Origin of the sequence: Tenacibaculum sediminilitoris, from assembly GCF_964513795.1 — a bacterium.
Lineage (GTDB): Bacteria > Bacteroidota > Bacteroidia > Flavobacteriales > Flavobacteriaceae > Polaribacter > Polaribacter sediminilitoris.
Window position 1 is genome coordinate 140,973 of record NZ_CAZEQR010000011.1, and the last position, 15,775, is coordinate 156,747.

12 protein-coding genes are annotated in these 15,775 nt (G+C 30.0%); 7 read left to right on the forward strand and 5 right to left on the reverse strand.

Going from position 1 to position 15,775, the window contains the following annotated elements; translation table 11 throughout:
• Window positions 1–6: 6 nt before the first annotated feature.
• Together ACKTSW_RS04460 and ACKTSW_RS04465 are read right to left on the reverse strand one after the other, a co-directional pair.
• Window positions 7–2,055: a UvrD-helicase domain-containing protein gene (locus tag ACKTSW_RS04460; RefSeq protein ID WP_408024074.1), complete on the reverse strand. Its 2,049-nt coding sequence runs from the start codon at window positions 2,053–2,055 to the stop codon at window positions 7–9.
• On the reverse strand, window positions 2,040–4,166 hold the full coding sequence (locus ACKTSW_RS04465; protein WP_408024075.1) for an ATP-dependent nuclease: 2,127 nt from the start codon (window positions 4,164–4,166) through the stop codon (window positions 2,040–2,042). The genes ACKTSW_RS04460 and ACKTSW_RS04465 overlap by 16 nt, the downstream gene beginning before the upstream one ends.
• A gap of 552 nt (window positions 4,167–4,718) precedes the next feature.
• On the opposite strand from ACKTSW_RS04465, the gene ACKTSW_RS04470 reads away from it, so the two are divergent.
• The 6 genes from ACKTSW_RS04470 (at window position 4,719) to ACKTSW_RS04495 (ending at window position 9,103) form a co-directional block, all read left to right on the forward strand.
• On the forward strand, window positions 4,719–5,297 hold the full coding sequence (locus ACKTSW_RS04470) for a TetR/AcrR family transcriptional regulator (RefSeq protein ID WP_408024076.1): 579 nt from the start codon (window positions 4,719–4,721) through the stop codon (window positions 5,295–5,297).
• Window positions 5,298–5,300: 3 nt separating this feature from the next.
• A complete protein-coding gene (locus ACKTSW_RS04475) occupies window positions 5,301–5,975 on the forward strand; it encodes an NAD(P)H-binding protein (protein ID WP_408024077.1) in 675 nt (224 codons plus the stop codon).
• A gap of 6 nt (window positions 5,976–5,981) precedes the next feature.
• Window positions 5,982–6,428, forward strand: coding sequence for a DoxX family protein (locus ACKTSW_RS04480; protein ID WP_408024078.1), 447 nt, complete (start codon window positions 5,982–5,984; stop codon window positions 6,426–6,428).
• Between the two features lie 11 nt (window positions 6,429–6,439).
• Window positions 6,440–7,072, forward strand: a complete 633-nt coding sequence (locus tag ACKTSW_RS04485) for an NAD(P)H-dependent oxidoreductase (protein WP_408024079.1) — start codon at window positions 6,440–6,442, stop codon at window positions 7,070–7,072.
• Between the two features lie 56 nt (window positions 7,073–7,128).
• Complete coding sequence (locus ACKTSW_RS04490) at window positions 7,129–8,289, forward strand: iron-containing alcohol dehydrogenase (protein ID WP_408024080.1); 1,161 nt, start codon at window positions 7,129–7,131, stop codon at window positions 8,287–8,289.
• 136 nt (window positions 8,290–8,425) lie between these two features.
• On the forward strand, window positions 8,426–9,103 hold the full coding sequence (locus ACKTSW_RS04495) for a type 1 glutamine amidotransferase domain-containing protein (RefSeq protein WP_408024081.1): 678 nt from the start codon (window positions 8,426–8,428) through the stop codon (window positions 9,101–9,103).
• 119 nt (window positions 9,104–9,222) lie between these two features.
• Here the strand turns inward: ACKTSW_RS04495 and ACKTSW_RS04500 are convergent, their stop codons facing one another.
• Both ACKTSW_RS04500 and ACKTSW_RS04505 read right to left on the reverse strand, forming a co-directional pair.
• Window positions 9,223–9,753 carry a tetratricopeptide repeat protein gene (locus tag ACKTSW_RS04500; protein WP_408024082.1) on the reverse strand — a complete coding sequence of 177 codons (531 nt, stop codon included), beginning with the start codon at window positions 9,751–9,753 and terminating at the stop codon, window positions 9,223–9,225.
• Between the two features lie 1,039 nt (window positions 9,754–10,792).
• The gene (locus ACKTSW_RS04505; RefSeq protein ID WP_408024083.1) at window positions 10,793–10,948 is read right to left on the reverse strand and encodes a hypothetical protein; all 156 of its coding nucleotides are present in this window, start codon (window positions 10,946–10,948) and stop codon (window positions 10,793–10,795) included.
• Between the two features lie 356 nt (window positions 10,949–11,304).
• Here ACKTSW_RS04505 and ACKTSW_RS04510 point away from each other — a divergent pair, with 356 nt between their 5' ends.
• Window positions 11,305–12,042, forward strand: a complete 738-nt coding sequence (locus tag ACKTSW_RS04510; protein WP_408024084.1) for a slipin family protein — start codon at window positions 11,305–11,307, stop codon at window positions 12,040–12,042.
• Between the two features lie 419 nt (window positions 12,043–12,461).
• Here ACKTSW_RS04510 and ACKTSW_RS04515 read toward each other — a convergent pair whose 3' ends face one another.
• Window positions 12,462–15,770 carry a M1 family aminopeptidase gene (locus ACKTSW_RS04515; RefSeq protein ID WP_408024085.1) on the reverse strand — a complete coding sequence of 1,103 codons (3,309 nt, stop codon included), beginning with the start codon at window positions 15,768–15,770 and terminating at the stop codon, window positions 12,462–12,464.
• Window positions 15,771–15,775 lie beyond the last annotated feature (5 nt).

The window sequence follows — 15,775 nt, forward strand, 5'->3', positions numbered from 1 at the left end:
TAAAATTTAACTTATGTCAATCACATTTTTATCACCAAATAAGGTTTTCGCAAACTCAATTGATGTATCGGATGGTTTATGATATAAAACTATTAAGTTCTTTTTTGCTCTTGTACAACAAACATAAAATATTTTCCTAGTCCTTTCTAAAACAGATGCTTTGTCGGTTCTATTTTCGAATAAATATTTAAAATTATATTGAGACCAGTTTCCATTATCCAATACTAAAAAAACATTATCGAATTCGGCTCCTTTAATGTTATGCTGTGTTGAAAATAAAGTATATCCTTCAACATAATCGAATAAGTTAATTATCTCTTGATATTTAAGTTTCTTAACCCTATTGTAAACATAAGTTTTGTTTGTAATAAAATCAATATAATCATCATCATTGCTTTTAATAATATTATTTTCATTAGAAAATTTGATTACTTCTTCAATAGAAGAATTATTCATATTGTTTAAATTCTCAATGGCTTCTTTTAATATTTTTTTGTGACTCGCTTTAGTAATTCTATAATCGGTTTTATTAATGAAAGCATTAAATTCTTTTGTTTGATATAATTTAATACATTCTTGAATTTTCATTAAATGAGAAATTAATGGGTCAATTTTGTAACCCTTCTTTTTGGCATCCTCACTATTTATCTTTTTACTACTAATTAGCTGTTCTTTGTCTAAATAAATTTTTCTTACTTGGTCATATGGATAATTAAGTGCTTCTGTGAACAAGTCTGGGTTCTCTAAAATGAAATTAAACTGACCTTGAGTAGGAATCAATTTCTTCAAAACATTTCCGTAAGGTTTAACAATTAAATTTAAAACCTTCGTATAAGTTTTATCTGGGTCAGAAGTATCGACATCACTTTCTAACTTTTCTAAAATCTCAGTAAAGGTTAATTTAGCTTCGGTTATTGTATTAATTAACTCATTAATCACTTCCTCAAAGCTTAATTCCGTAAAATCAGTAGTAATGTCATTATCATTAATATATTTAGTTATACGGCGTTTAAATTCATCACCTGAAAATATTTTATCCTTATTATATATTTTCATAAGTCCTGGAAACCCAGCTTTAGGTGCAATAAGTGGATTTGTTAAATAGAGTTCTTTATTTTCTTTAGGCTCATTGAAATCAAATTCATCAAAGTATTTAAGCTTCATTATTTTTTCAAAATCCAACTCATCTTTTAATGAGTATAAAAATTTAATACTTCCTTCAATAACATCTCCATTAGCGTTGCGGTTTGGAGGTTTCTCTTGTTTGTCAGCAGGTATTTGTATTAAACCATCATTTCTAATTTCATTAGCTAAATCAATTATTAATTGTGGATTTCTTCTATTTGCAGTTTTTTCAACTTCCTTAACAGCTTTATCATCTCCAAGATATTCATCTATATCTCCAACAGCACCCAAGCTTTCATAAATTGATTGAATTTTATCACCAAAAAAACCTAGAATGTTTTTTTTCTTTGAATTGGGCAAATATTCTAAAAGAATTTTTATTACACTTTTATTAGTATCCTGATATTCATCAATCAATAAGTATTCATACTTGTCTTTTAAGATGTCTTGTAATAATGAATATTTTGAAAACATATATTCTGCAATAATTATAACTTCATCGTGAGAAATAATACCTTTCTCAAGTTTCTTAATTTCACGATATTGAATTTTATCTATTTTTTCAAAATAATCTGAATCCAATTTCAAGTTTCCGCCGTACCTAATTCCTGTTTTCTCCTCTTCTTTTTCTTTTTCTATTAATTCTACAAGGCATTTTTTTAGATTTTCTTGGTAAATTTTAATAATATCCCAAAGAAAATCGTGAATTGTAGAAACTCTTAAATTTTCATACGGAGCGCGCTCCTTTATTTCTGCGACAGCAACATTTGTATAAGTAATACAAGCTATTTTTGCGATTGGTTCTTTTTCATAAATGGATTTTATAACTTCAATTAATGAATACGTTTTTCCACTTCCAGCACCTCCACTTAATAGAAAATTGTTGCCTTCTTCAATATGGTCAAGAATTTGTTCTAGTTCTGTAGCCATAATAATCCTTCTTTAATATATTCTGGAATAAACCAATCCTCAAATTTGTCATCACTATAATAAAGAATATCTAGTGCAAATACTGTTTTGCCTTTTAAACAATTTTCAGCGATTTCATAAAAGTTATTCTCATTTAGTTTTTTCTTCTTCTGTAAACTTTTAAAAACCTTTTTGTTACTTTTAAGAAAATATAAATTCAAATTAATAAATGCATCTTCAAAACTTCTAGCATTATAGCCATATTCGTCAATTTGATATATTACTGATAGATTACCTTCTTTATTTTCGACCCATTCTTTAGTCTTCCCTTTTTTAGTTATAACTTTATTGAAGGTTTTATTTTCGAATTGTTTTTTTTGTAAATCTGATATCGAAGGTTTACCATAAAAGTAGTTTAATGTTGAATTGGTTGTCTCTTGACCTATATCCACTGGACATTTTTGTAGTTTCTCTTTATCCTTTCCCTTTTTAGTTTGTAGGACTTTCCCTCCTTTTAGAACTTTAACTTTTTTACAAGAGTCTATATCAGTTATAATTAAGCTCTTAACACCAAGAAAATCAATGAATTTTTCAAAAATATTAGCATATGCACCTCCAACTTCTATGACAGAAATATTTTGAGATAATAAAGGCACAATACCATTTGCTTTATTCCAATCCTTTCTTTCTATGTCAAGCTTTTTCATCATAGCAGGAAGTAACAACCTTTCAGTATCTCCTTCGATAAAAACAGCTTTTTCAGAAAAAAACAGTTCTGCTCTATTAAGTGTAAGGTATTTTTTAAGAAAATTAAAATTCTCAATTTCTCCATTATTTTTATAATCCTTTTCAAGTTCCTTCAAACTTCTTATTTTAACTTCATAGGGATTTTGTTTAAATAAATATTTAATATCGTTAAAATCACTTTCTGCAACAATATGAGAAGAATGTGTGCTAATAACTGTTTGTAAATTAATATTCGCCCCTCCTTTTGTTAAAGTTCCTTCTATTAGAACATCTTTTATATTCTTAATAAATACATACTGCATTTGAGGATGGGTATGAGCTTCAGGCTCTTCAATAAATAGTAAATTAATGTCAGCTGGAATTTCCTGTACTTTATTAGTTTGCTTTTCCTTTTTGAAATCATACAAAATAACTTCTATTTCAAAAATCATTGCAATAAGATTCATATAACCTAGACCATTATAATCCTCTGGTAAAAGCTGTTTACCATTATGCCTATACATAACAGATGTGTTCTCCTTTAAAATATTTTTTTCTTCTAAAGTAGATTTAACTTCTATTATAGAATCTCCTTTAACTAATCCTCCAAATCTTCCAACTTTATCTACTATTCTTTGAAAAACTTTTTCATAAACAATATTTAATTTTTCGTCAGTCTCATTAAGTTTTTTCTTTAATTCTTTGGTATTATCTTCGTCATCTTCTGAATTTGAAATTTTATCATAATATCTAGATGACATTTTTGAAAGTGTTCTATCAGATTTACTGGTTTCCCCTCCTTCATTCTTAACATCTCTTTTTGCTCCAATACGTTGAAAATTAATGATTCTCCTAATTAAGTTTTTGTCAGATATTAATTCCGTATTATCCGTATTATCAAAATCAACTGCTTTCTTCTGTATTTGAAAGTAACCGTTTTTGTGATTCTTCATTAAGAAATATGTTATATCATCTCTCCCTCCTTCTTTTACAAATAATTTAAAGTCTTTTTTGAGTCTTACAAAACCTTCATATTCCATAGCGTAATGAAAAGCTAACACAACAACATTGGTGTCAGGCTCTAGGTTAAGCATAATAGAAGAAATGTTTGTAAGATCATCATTTTCATCATAATGTATTTCAAGAGTCATGTTCAAGCCATAATAAAAGTCTTCAGGTGTATCTGGATCTTTTATAAGAGTCTTTAATTCCTGTTGATATTCGATGTTAAAATCATCAAAAGAAAAGCTATTTTCATCCTTAATTAAAAACCTTTCTAATATTGAAAGAAATGATGTTTTACCACAATTATTTTTACCAATTACTAAAGAAAGTTCATCCTCCAAATCGATTTTAAAACTCTTTAATAATCTATAATTTTCAACTTTAATATTCTTTATTTTCATAGAAAAATCATTACTTAAGACTGAGAGTTAAATCTACGTAAATTTGTAGGGTTTTATTTGATTAAAATCATAAATATTAGAAGTTTAGTTAATTTAAATTCATTCCACACACATTACGCTTCCCTCCTACGTCGTCGCATAAAGAGTGTTTCATTAACATTGTAGAAGAAACTTTTGAGAATAAATTTTTTAAAGAAACTGTAGTTACAACTTTCGCTTTTAACCAAAGCTCAAGTTACATAACGCAGAACATTATAGTACACTTTTAATATTGGATTATCCAGTGGATGATTCAATATTAAAACAACATTTAGTTATAGATTTAATATGTGTTATTATCTAGCTATAATTAGCCGTTATGTAAAATATCCCAGAATGTTCTCGTTTGTTAATAATATGTAGTAATAGGGTCATTAAACATCCGTGGTTGGCTTTTCGTATAATTTTAATATTCTGTACAATCCTTTAAATTCAAAACAAATCTTAAAACCTTCTAAAAAAAGAATGAATATTCATTTTTATCTGTATCTTTGTATCCTAAAACAAAATATCGTGGCAAAACTTCAAAAAAGCATAGACAAACGTAACGCACTTATAAAAGCAACCATAAAATTAGTGAACAACAGTGGTTTTCATGCAACCCCAATGAGTAAAATTGCTAAAATGGCAAATGTTTCACCTGCAACTATTTATTTATATTTTGAAAATAAACAAGACTTGGTAAACCAAACATATTTAGAAGTAAAAACAAAATACACAGATTTTGTTTTTAAGACCTACCATGAAAACACGATGGTTAAAACTGGTTTTGAACTCATATGGAAACGTATTGCAGAATTTAATAGTAATGAATGTGAATATTCATTTTTTTTAAACCAATGTAATAACACGCCAATGATTGATGAACCTAGTAGACAAGAAGGTATTAAGTACTTACAACCCCTACTCGACCTATGGGAACGTGGTAAAAAAGAAGGAGTTGTTAAGCCTTTTTCAAACCATATTTTATATGCGTATTCCATAAACCCGTTATCATTTTTAATGATGGCGCAAAAACAAGGTGAATTTCAATTAACTAAAAAACACATTGAAGAAGCATTTATAACAGCTTGGGATAGTATTAAACGCTAAAAAATGAAAAAAACAGTAATCATATTGGGCGCAACTGGTTTAACAGGTTCTATTCTTTTGGAAAAACTACTAAAAGATGATCGATATAAAACAATTAAATTGTTTTCCAGAAAAGAAATTGATGGGATGCCTTCAAAGGTTAAACAATTTGTTGGAGATATTTTAGAGTTAGAAAATTTTAAAAAAGATTTTACTGCAGATGAAGTATTTTGTTGCATTGGTACAACAGCCAAAAAAGCACCTAATAAACAACTATACAAAAAGATAGATTTTGGAATTCCGGTTGCTGCCGCAAAACTTTCAAAAGCAAATGGAATACCTACTTTTTTAGTAGTTTCTGCATTAGGTGCCAATGTGAAAAGCTCCATTTTTTACAGCAAAACAAAAGGTGAAATGGAACAAGCTGTGCTTTCAGAAAAAATTGAAAAAACACACATTCTACAACCTTCTATTATTGGTGGTGACAGACAAGAAAAACGTATTGGAGAAAAAATTGGGTTGATTGTTATTAAACTGCTACAACCTTTATTCTTCGGAAAATTAAAAAAGTATAAAATTACCGAAGCTGAATACATTGCGCAGACTATGATCAACTTGGCAAATTCAAATTCAACTAAAAAAATAATAACATCTGCAAGTATCAACTTACTTGCAAAAGTAAAACCTACTCAAAGATAAAACATTATGGAAAAAAAATTAAATAAAACAAGTACCATTCAAAACATATTGAGAATCTTGTTAGGTGCTTTTATGCTCTATGCAGGAATAGGACATCTAACGTTCCTCAGGACAGAATTTCAAGCACAAGTTCCCACATGGATTACAACAGATACTGTCTTCATAGACTTTGTAGTGTTAGCGTCTGGTGTTATAGAAATTATTTTAGGAATACTAATGATTGTCGGGGGCAAATCAAAAATAAAAACAGGTATTGCATTAACAATATTCTACATCCTTATTTTTCCTGGAAATATCAACCAATTTGTAAACCAAATTGATTCTTTTGGATTAAATACAGATAGGCAAAGGTTAATAAGATTAATTTTTCAGCCCATTTTAATTATTTGGGCTTTGTGGTCAACAGGAGCATTTAAGTATTTAATATCAAAGAAAAATAATAGTACTAAATAAAAAACAATAAAATGGAATTACTAAACAAGTTAAACTGGAGATATGCTGCAAAAGCAATGAATGGAGAAAAAGTAGCTCAAGATAAAATAGACAATATTATTGAAGCTGCTCGTTTAGCACCAACCTCAAGTGGTTTACAGCCTTTTGAAATTATTGTGATAACAAATCAAGAAGTTAAAGAAAAAATTAGACCCATAGCCTGGAATCAATCTGTAATCACAGACTGCTCTCACCTACTCGTTTTTGCTGCTTGGGATACTTACACGGAAGATAGAATTAATTATATGTTCGATTTAACCAACGAGATTCGTGGGGTAAAAAACGAAGGTTGGGAAAATTACCGTCAAAAGTTATTGCAAATGTATCCGCAACAAGATGCAGAAGTGAATTATAATCACGCTGCTAAACAAGCATACATTGCCTTTTCACAAGCCATTACAGCTGCTGCCTATGAAGGTGTAGATGCAACTCCTTTAGAAGGTTTTGATGCAGATAAGTTAGATGAAATATTAGACTTAAGAGCCAAAGGTTTACGCAGTGCAGTAATGCTACCTATAGGGTATCGAGATGCCGATAGTGATTGGTTGGTAAATCTTGTAAAGGTTAGAAAAAGTACAGAAGATTTGGTTACAGTCATAGAATAATGAAATGGTAGAAAAGGAATTATAAATATTGTATAAGAATTAATAAAAGAAATAAGATGAACAATTTTGAATTTAAAAACCCAACCAAGATTATTTTTGGAAAGGACACTATAAAGAAACTAAACGAAGAAATTTCTGCTGATGCTAAAGTATTATTACTTTATGGTGGAGGGAGTATTAAAAAGAATGGTATTTACGACCAAGTAAAAACGGCTTTAGCAAATGTTGATGTAACTGAGTTTGGTGGAATACCTGCAAATCCTGAATACGCAATATTAATGGAGGCTTTAAAAATAATTAAAGATAAAAAAATAACCTATTTATTAGCTGTTGGTGGTGGTTCTGTAATTGACGGTACTAAATTTTTATCAGCAGCAGCAGTATACAATGGAGACACACCTTGGGAAATTTTAGCTAAAAACATTAGAACCAAAAAGGGAATGCCTTTTGGAACGGTTTTAACATTACCCGCAACAGGTTCTGAAATGAATTCTGGAGCTGTAATTACACGTAAAGAAACCAAGGAAAAGCTTGCCATGGGCGGACCTGGTTTATTTCCTCAGTTTTCAATTCTAGATCCTGAAGTCGTAAAATCAATTCCACAACGTCAATTAGCAAATGGTTTAGCTGATGCTTTTACCCATGTTTTAGAACAATATATCACTTATTCAGTAGACGCTAAATTACAAGATCGTTTTGCAGAAAGTATTTTACAAACCTTAATTGAAATTGCACCAGATGTGTTGAAAGATGTGTTTGACTATAAAGCAGCTTCTAATTTTATGTGGAGTTGTACTATGGCTCTTAACGGATTAATTCAAAAAGGAGTACCTACCGATTGGGCTATTCATGCAATGGGACACGAATTAACAGCTTTATACGGTATAGATCATGCACGAACATTAGCCATTATAACTAAAAGTCATTACAAATATAATTTTGAAGCTAAAAAAGAAAAATTAGCACAATATGGCGAACGTGTTTGGAATATTACTGATGGTAGCGTTACAGATAAAGCTTATGCCGCTATCGAAAAAACAACGGCATTTTTCAAATCTTTGGGAATCGATACTAAACTGTCTGATTATACCAAGGATTACGAAGGAACCGCAGAAGAAATTGCAAAACGCTTTACAAACCGTCATTGGTTAGGATTAGGAGAGCATCAGTCATTATCACCAGAAAAGGTTGAGGAAATTGTGAAAATGGCGTATTGATTTTAATTATGAAAACATTAAAAACTGTCGCATTACTACTAACTGTTCTTACAGCATCAAGTTGTAAAGACATAAAAAAAAAACACCCTCTGAAAAAGTTTCAGAAGTAAAAGTTGAACCACAAAAAATAACAAAAATGAAAATATTATTTGTATTAACATCTCACGATAAATTGGGAGATACAGGAAAAAAAACAGGGTTTTGGGTTGAAGAATTTGCAAACCCTTATTATACTTTATTAGATAAAGGAGCAACAATTACAATTGCAACACCAAAAGGAGGAGCAGCACCAATAGACCCGAGTAGCGATTCACCTGAGGCAGCAACTGAAGCTACAAAGCGTTTTAATAATGATGCTGAAGCAAAAGAAAGAATAGCAAATACAAACGTATTGGCAGATATGAATCCCGACGATTTTGATGCTGTCTTTTATCCGGGTGGACACGGTCCTTTATGGGATTTAGCAAACGATAAAATTTCTATTGCTTTAATTGAAAAGTTTAATATTCAAGGAAAGCCTATTGGTTTTGTATGTCATGCACCAGCAGCTTTAAAAAATGTAAAAAATATAAATGGTGCTCCTTTGGTAAAAGGTAAAAAAGTAACAGGGTTTACGAATAGCGAAGAAGCTGCAGTTGGCCTTACAAATGTTGTACCTTTTTTAGTGGAAGACATGATGAATGAAAATGGTGGTATTTATTCCAAAAAAGACGACTGGCAAGCATATGCTATACAAGATGGAAATTTAATTACTGGTCAAAACCCAGCTTCATCTGAATTAGTGGCAGAAAAACTATTAGAAAGTTTAAAATAACTACATTGTTTTAAATATATAAAGGTAGTAGTAAAGTTTAAAATATCGAGGTTTACAATCCTCGATATTTTTTTTAATTTTAATTTTTCTTTATAAAACCAAACTCTAATACCTATTGATTACAAATTTACGTTCTTAAAATTTTTCTTGCTTTTTTTTTTCTTCTTTTTTCTGGGAAGTTTATCCTTTATACGTTCTATATGCTCTTTTACAGTTCGCATATAGTCACTGTTATACGTATATTTTTTAGCAATTTTTAAAGTTTGTAATGATTTTTTATACACTTCTTTCTGTTCGTATAATTGAGCTTTTCCTATGTATAAAATAGCTTTATCGGAACCTTTTATGGTTAATGCAAAATCAATGAATCGTTCAACCTCTTCATAGTCTTCATTCCATAATAACACATTAATGTAATGTGGATATACGTTAAAAGCATACATGTTTTCTGCTAAAGCCTCTGTATAATACAGTTTTGCTTTTTCAAAATCACCTAAATGCTCTGCATAAATGCGTCCCATTAAGCACAATGCCACCACATTTTTTTCTTCATAAGCTAAAGCATACGTCAATGCCTCCATGGCCTCTTCTAATTCATAAGGAAAAGCATCTAATGCTTTAAATATATAATTGTTTGCTAATGTTTTCATCTTATTCTAATTGTTTACGCAAATCGATTTTTTAATTGATTACGTGCTGTTTTGTATCTTTTATTGTTGTTTTGAACTTTAAAAATCAGTACCAACAAACACTTGTACTAAATTTCTTCTTTCTACCTCTAAATGGCTTTCCATTCTATGATTCGCTATCAAGGTCTTTAAACGTTGTATTGCTATCTTTTTATTTTGATGCTGTGAGCTACTTTCTAAAACCAATACTTGAATTTTTGTTGTGCTATGTTTTGCTCGTAACTAATGCATTTTAATTTCAACAGGCATTTTTAAACCTTCAGCAACTTTACCCCAAATCGTATTTCCTTGATATTTTTCTGGAAAACCTATACGGAAGTGTGTAGCATAAAAAAATCCGAAACGTTATTGAGGCTTCGGATTTTTCATATATAAATTCTTGTTATCTCTATGTATGAAGAAAATCACGAAGCATGTGTACACAAGAACCTAGTTCTTTTACTGTACTTATGTTTAATTGATATTTGAACATGTTTACTTCGTTTTTAAAAAATTATTATTTTGTTGTTTAGTATGTTTATACTTCAATTGTTATCGGTATAAAAATTACTGGTGCAAAGATGTGAGCCTTTTTTGAATTACACAAATTTAAATTGAATTCATTTCACTAAAAATCAAACACTTACATTAAATCAAGGATGTAAACAGCCTATCCGAATTTCTTCAGACCAGTAACCTATTGGTTGTAAGCTATGTAGTATTTTACATGTAACTTTCAAAGACTTGAAATTTAGTACAAAAAAACGTCCAAATTATATAATTTGGACGCTCTTAGTGATTTTATACTACAATAACTTTATTGATAACTCCATAAAAATCGCTTTTGAGCGCCCAATATGTGTATAAATTGCATTAGCATAGGTTATATTTTGTTTTTATTTGATTAATAATTAGAGGCAAATATGATATTTTTAGTTGATTTCAACTATTAGATTGATTTTTATTCTTTTAACTACAACAAAAAAGCGGACTTTTAATCCGCTTATATTATTTAGTATTGTTAATCACCAGAAGGACAACCATCTGGTAAATGGCAACACCAATCGGTACTAGGATCTGCACTAAATTCGCATTCTCTAATACCTCCACCTCCGTTAATAGCTTTTTGTGCTGTTTTGCTAAGAGAGGTACCTAAATTTGTAATATTTTGTAACATCATATAAAGTTTTAAGTTTCTCAAATTTAAACAACTATAAATAAGAAGAAGTGTTACAAACCATAATAGAATTACGGTAAAACCGTAATTTTTTAATTTTAATTGCAGAACTTATGATAAAAAAACAATAAATACTTTTAAAAACCTACTACATTTATTAGTTAATACGTTGATTTACAAAATATAAAAGCTGTTATGTTTTTATTTATACTTGAAAATTCGTAAATTTGTAAGGATCATGTTCTTGCACTTGTTTAAGTAAGTGTAATTTGAAATAACAAAAGTAATAACTCTACCCTCTTCGTTTTATTAACTTTTTCTTTAAACACACCATAACGTATTATAATACTATAGCCATGAATAGATTTACAATCCTTTTCGGCATTTTGGGTATATTCTTACTTGCTGGAATCCGTATAATTTTTGAATATAAAAGAGCAATTAAATTTAGGTTTGGTAAATATGTTAAAACTTTAAATCCTGGGTTTAGATGGATTATTCCATTTATTGAAACCATTCAAATTGTTGATATTAGAGTGATTACTTTTAATATAGATTCTCAGGAAGTGATGACTGAAGATAATGTGCCTTGTAGTATCGATGGAGTCGTTTTCTTTAAAATTAATGACCCTGAACGTGCCGTTTTAGAGGTAGAAGAATACAAGTTTGCAATTACACAATTAGCACAAGCAGCACTTAGGGATGTTTGTGGTAAAGTTGAATTAGATACCATACTTTCTAAGCGAGAAGAAATGGGAAAAAACATTAAGGAAATTGTAGAATTGGAAACCAAAGAATGGGGAATTGAAATAAATGATGTTAAAATTAAAGACATTCAATTACCTGAAAATATGCGTCGTATGATGGCAAATCAGGCAGAAGCAGAACGCTCTAGAAGAGCACGCATTATTCTTGCATTGGCAGAAGAACAGGCAGCTGCAAAGCTTTTGGAGGCTGGTAAACTTATAGATCAATCACCCTCGGCTATTAAACTACGTTTATACCAAACACTATCGAATATTGCAGCAGAGAAAAACTCAACAATCCTATTCCCTTTTCCTGAAGAAATGTTACCAAATCAAGAGCCCGCATAATGGTATCAACAGGTTTAATAGTTTTAAAATAAGATGCCCTTACTTCAGCACTTTTTCAATCATCGATATTCGTTAACAATAATCGAGTTCTAATCACATCCTCGATACTTGAACCAGCTTTTTTTTAACGCCAGTTTAATAATTTCTATGCATTGTGAGTGTTTAAAAATTTTCTCGTATCATGTGTCATTCTCTCACTAATACGTTTAAGTCTGTTATCTAATGCTTTATATCCAATCTCTTTCCTTTTTTACAATTAGTTTAAAAAATATTGGTTGTTTAATTATTAAAATCTGTATTTCACAAACTTTACTTTTTTTGGTTGTTTTTGCTTTTCTCTGTACTGTTCTTCATAAAAAAATGTCCCACTAAAATTGTAAAACTTTAATGGAACATATTCAAAAAATAGCCAGCTAATACTATTGTTCTTCCGCTATCAATTCTTTTTTAATTAAAACGATTTCTTTGCTATTTACGATTTCAAATAAATCATGAAGAAGGTATTGCAACGAACTAGGAGTTACTTCTTTTAAATAGTGTAATAAATCCTTCGTTGTAGCATATCTATTCGTAGTTGCTTTTATTTTTCCGTTGTAGGTATTCCAATCTTCAATAAATCGTTGTAATGCCAAATTCACCTTATCCTCTCCAATCTTATCTTGTAAGATATACATTGCCAAAGCACCTTTGTTGTAATATACATAGTCTTGATTTCCTACCAATGCTAAAGAAGGTTCTTTAATTTTAGTTTTCTTTCGTTCTCTATTATAGGTTTCTTCTTGATATGCTAAAAACTGTGTTACTTTTTCCTTCGGATAATTATTTTTTAACACCATTAAGGCTCCGTATTGTGCTAAGGTTTCTAAAATCATGTGTTTTCCTTGCACATTAGCAGCTTCTACCTGCATTCCCCACCATTGATGTGCTACTTCATGTGCCGTTACATAAAAAGCCATATCTACGTCTTTCTCATCATCAATATCCAACACAAAACCAATCGCTTCAGAAAACGGAATCGTACCCGGAAAAGACTGTGCAAACTCTGCATACCTAGGAAATTCCATAATGCGTAGTTGTTTATATTGATACGGACTGAAATGAGTACTAAAATAATCGAGCGATTTTTTCATAGAAAGCATCATTCTATCTAGATTGTAATTGTGTTTTTTGTGGTGATAAATTTCTAAATCGACCGCGTTGTTATCTTTATACAGCCATTTATCTTTTACAGTAGTATATTTAGCGGAAACAACGCTATAAAAATTAATCATTGGCTGGTTCATTTTATAATGAAAATAGTTGCGTTCTCCTTCTTTCCATTGCTTGATTAAATTTCCAGGAACCACCGCTGTTTGATCTGAAGCTGTCCCAATAATCATTTCGAAGTATATTCCGTCAGAATCACTTCCTGACCGTGCGTTTACTAGTTCATTTGTATCTTCCCTCTTAACCTTATTCAATCTTGGTTTTAGCTGAAATTTAGCTCGTTCGTCTGTATCTCGAAGCTCATACTTTCTATTGTAACCTATTGTAGGAAATTCCTCATTGTTAAAAAACGTTCCGTTGTGTACTATATGCGTTTTTTGGTTTTCATCACTAAACCCTTTTGGTGTATAGGTTTGTTTAAAACTCATCTTTATAGAATCGTTAGGTTGTAATCCATCTGATAAGGTGTAAACGGTATATTCAAATGGATTGTACGGAGTATTTTTTGTCGTAGTACCATCAAAGGTTACAGAATCTAATTGTACATGTGATGCTATTAATTTTTGGATATGAATTTCATTGATAGGTTTATCAAACGTATTTTTCAGCATATAATAACCTTCAACGCTATAAGCTCTTGTTTTAGGATACAGTTCTACTTTTAAGTTTACTGCTGTAATTTTTGGTTGTGGAAGGTATTCAAAAGGTTTTAAGGTCTTTTCGTAGTTAACTCTAAAGGCTATTTGTTCAGAATTGGTCCAATAATCATTAAGAACATTGGTATTGTAAAATATATAGCTTCCTATACCTATGAAAAGCATTCCTGCAACAATTAAATATTGTTTCAATGGCTTTGTTATACGGTATTTTAAAGCTTTAAAGCGTGTTATAATACGAGTTTCTGTTCCTCTTGTTATTAATAATGCACTAATGATTAACAACATGATACCAAATACCAACCAGTAGGTTTTAATCCACAAATAAGGTTGTAAAAAATGACCATAACCATTCATTGCTGAATACGTACCTAAAGTCTTACCACCAAATTTGTATAAACTGTGTTGAAACCCTAGGTGTTCTGAAGTAATATTCGCGATGAAAAATAGTAGGACTAAAAAGATACCCACAAACTTATGATTACTAATTGCTTGGAAGAAAAAGGCTACAAAGGTGTATAGTATTAGGAAAGGTAGAATTTCTACAAAGAATCCGTAAAAATAAATAGCTAATTCAAACTGATAGTATCCATTAGCCACCTGAAACAAGATTCCTGTAGCAATCAAACTCAACATTAATACCATATAAATAACAATAAGAGCAATAAATTTACTGGTAAAAGCAACCACATCTGAAATGGAGGTAGCATCGTATATCAAATTCAGTTTAACAGTGCGTTCTTTCCAAATAAGTTCTCCTGAATAAAATATAAGAATGATGATAAAAAAATACATCGACATTTCTTGTAATTCTTCTACTATAAAATAGGTTGCAGGATAACTATCTACATCGTAAACAGTTCCTAAATTCACAGAATTAATTAAAATGATGATGATTCCACAAATCACAATTGCCCAAAATGATGTTTCTTTCAATAATGATTTTACATAAAATTGAGAAAGCTTTAGCAGCTGTATACACTGAGTTTTAAAACTATGATTGATGTTTATGTTAGGAATTAGATAATTTGTTTTTGTAGAATTCTTTGACTTTTTCTCTAACTCTACTCTTTTTCGTTTTGGTATTTTAGTTAATAAGCTAAACGAAAATTTACGGTAACCAATAAATAAGATAGCTACTCCTAATAAACTCCAAAACAATTTATTATACAACACCACCCCACTAAATGATATTTCAAAAACATTGCGTTCTACGGCCGATAAATCTTTAGCTATTTGTGTTAAAGTAGTTAACGAAAAAGGATCTAAAATAGCTTGTAAAAATTCATTTGTTACCGCTTTAGTTAGTAAGAAGACAACAAATAAAATGATTCCTTGTGTGTAAACAACTAACAATTTTCTACTCAACATTCCAGAAACAAAAAATAAGCTAGCTCCAAAAAACAGTATGGGAAAGACTATAATTATAAACGATTGTATATAGGTAACTGCATTAAAGGGTAACATATTTTTATGCCAAGGCATATACTCACCTACCATCATACCAAACAACACTCCACTAAAAATGATAAATAATACAGTAAAGGAACCTAAAAATCGTCCTACTAAATAATCTCTTTTTTTAATGGGATTTGTAAACAGCAAAGCTTCTATATTATACTGATAATCGCGAAGTACAGGAACTCCCATAATCATAGATGCCATAATCATAAAAATGCCTGTAATTGCTCCCATGGTTTTAGCAATGATTAATGGACTATTTTTCTTCATCAATCCAATTTCTACCCCTTGAAAAACAAAATCGACGCCAACGATTGAAAACAAAAAGAGAAATACAAAAAACACATATGTTTCTGGGCGTTTAGCTCTATATTTTAGTTCAAACTTGAATATTTCGTACCACATAATTT

What these genes read in the sequence shown, in the direction of transcription:
- ACKTSW_RS04460 (WP_408024074.1), bottom strand. Translation starts at nt 2,055, where the DNA reads ATGGCTACAGAACTAGAACAAATTCTTGACCATATTGAAGAAGGCAAC.
- ACKTSW_RS04465 (WP_408024075.1), bottom strand. Translation starts at nt 4,166, where the DNA reads ATGAAAATAAAGAATATTAAAGTTGAAAATTATAGATTATTAAAGAGT.
- ACKTSW_RS04475 (WP_408024077.1), top strand. Translation starts at nt 5,301, where the DNA reads ATGAAAAAAACAGTAATCATATTGGGCGCAACTGGTTTAACAGGTTCT.
- ACKTSW_RS04480 (WP_408024078.1), top strand. Translation starts at nt 5,982, where the DNA reads ATGGAAAAAAAATTAAATAAAACAAGTACCATTCAAAACATATTGAGA.
- ACKTSW_RS04485 (WP_408024079.1), top strand. Translation starts at nt 6,440, where the DNA reads ATGGAATTACTAAACAAGTTAAACTGGAGATATGCTGCAAAAGCAATG.
- ACKTSW_RS04490 (WP_408024080.1), top strand. Translation starts at nt 7,129, where the DNA reads ATGAACAATTTTGAATTTAAAAACCCAACCAAGATTATTTTTGGAAAG.
- ACKTSW_RS04495 (WP_408024081.1), top strand. Translation starts at nt 8,426, where the DNA reads ATGAAAATATTATTTGTATTAACATCTCACGATAAATTGGGAGATACA.
- ACKTSW_RS04500 (WP_408024082.1), bottom strand. Translation starts at nt 9,753, where the DNA reads ATGAAAACATTAGCAAACAATTATATATTTAAAGCATTAGATGCTTTT.
- ACKTSW_RS04505 (WP_408024083.1), bottom strand. Translation starts at nt 10,948, where the DNA reads ATGTTACAAAATATTACAAATTTAGGTACCTCTCTTAGCAAAACAGCA.
- ACKTSW_RS04510 (WP_408024084.1), top strand. Translation starts at nt 11,305, where the DNA reads ATGAATAGATTTACAATCCTTTTCGGCATTTTGGGTATATTCTTACTT.
- ACKTSW_RS04515 (WP_408024085.1), bottom strand. Translation starts at nt 15,770, where the DNA reads ATGTGGTACGAAATATTCAAGTTTGAACTAAAATATAGAGCTAAACGC.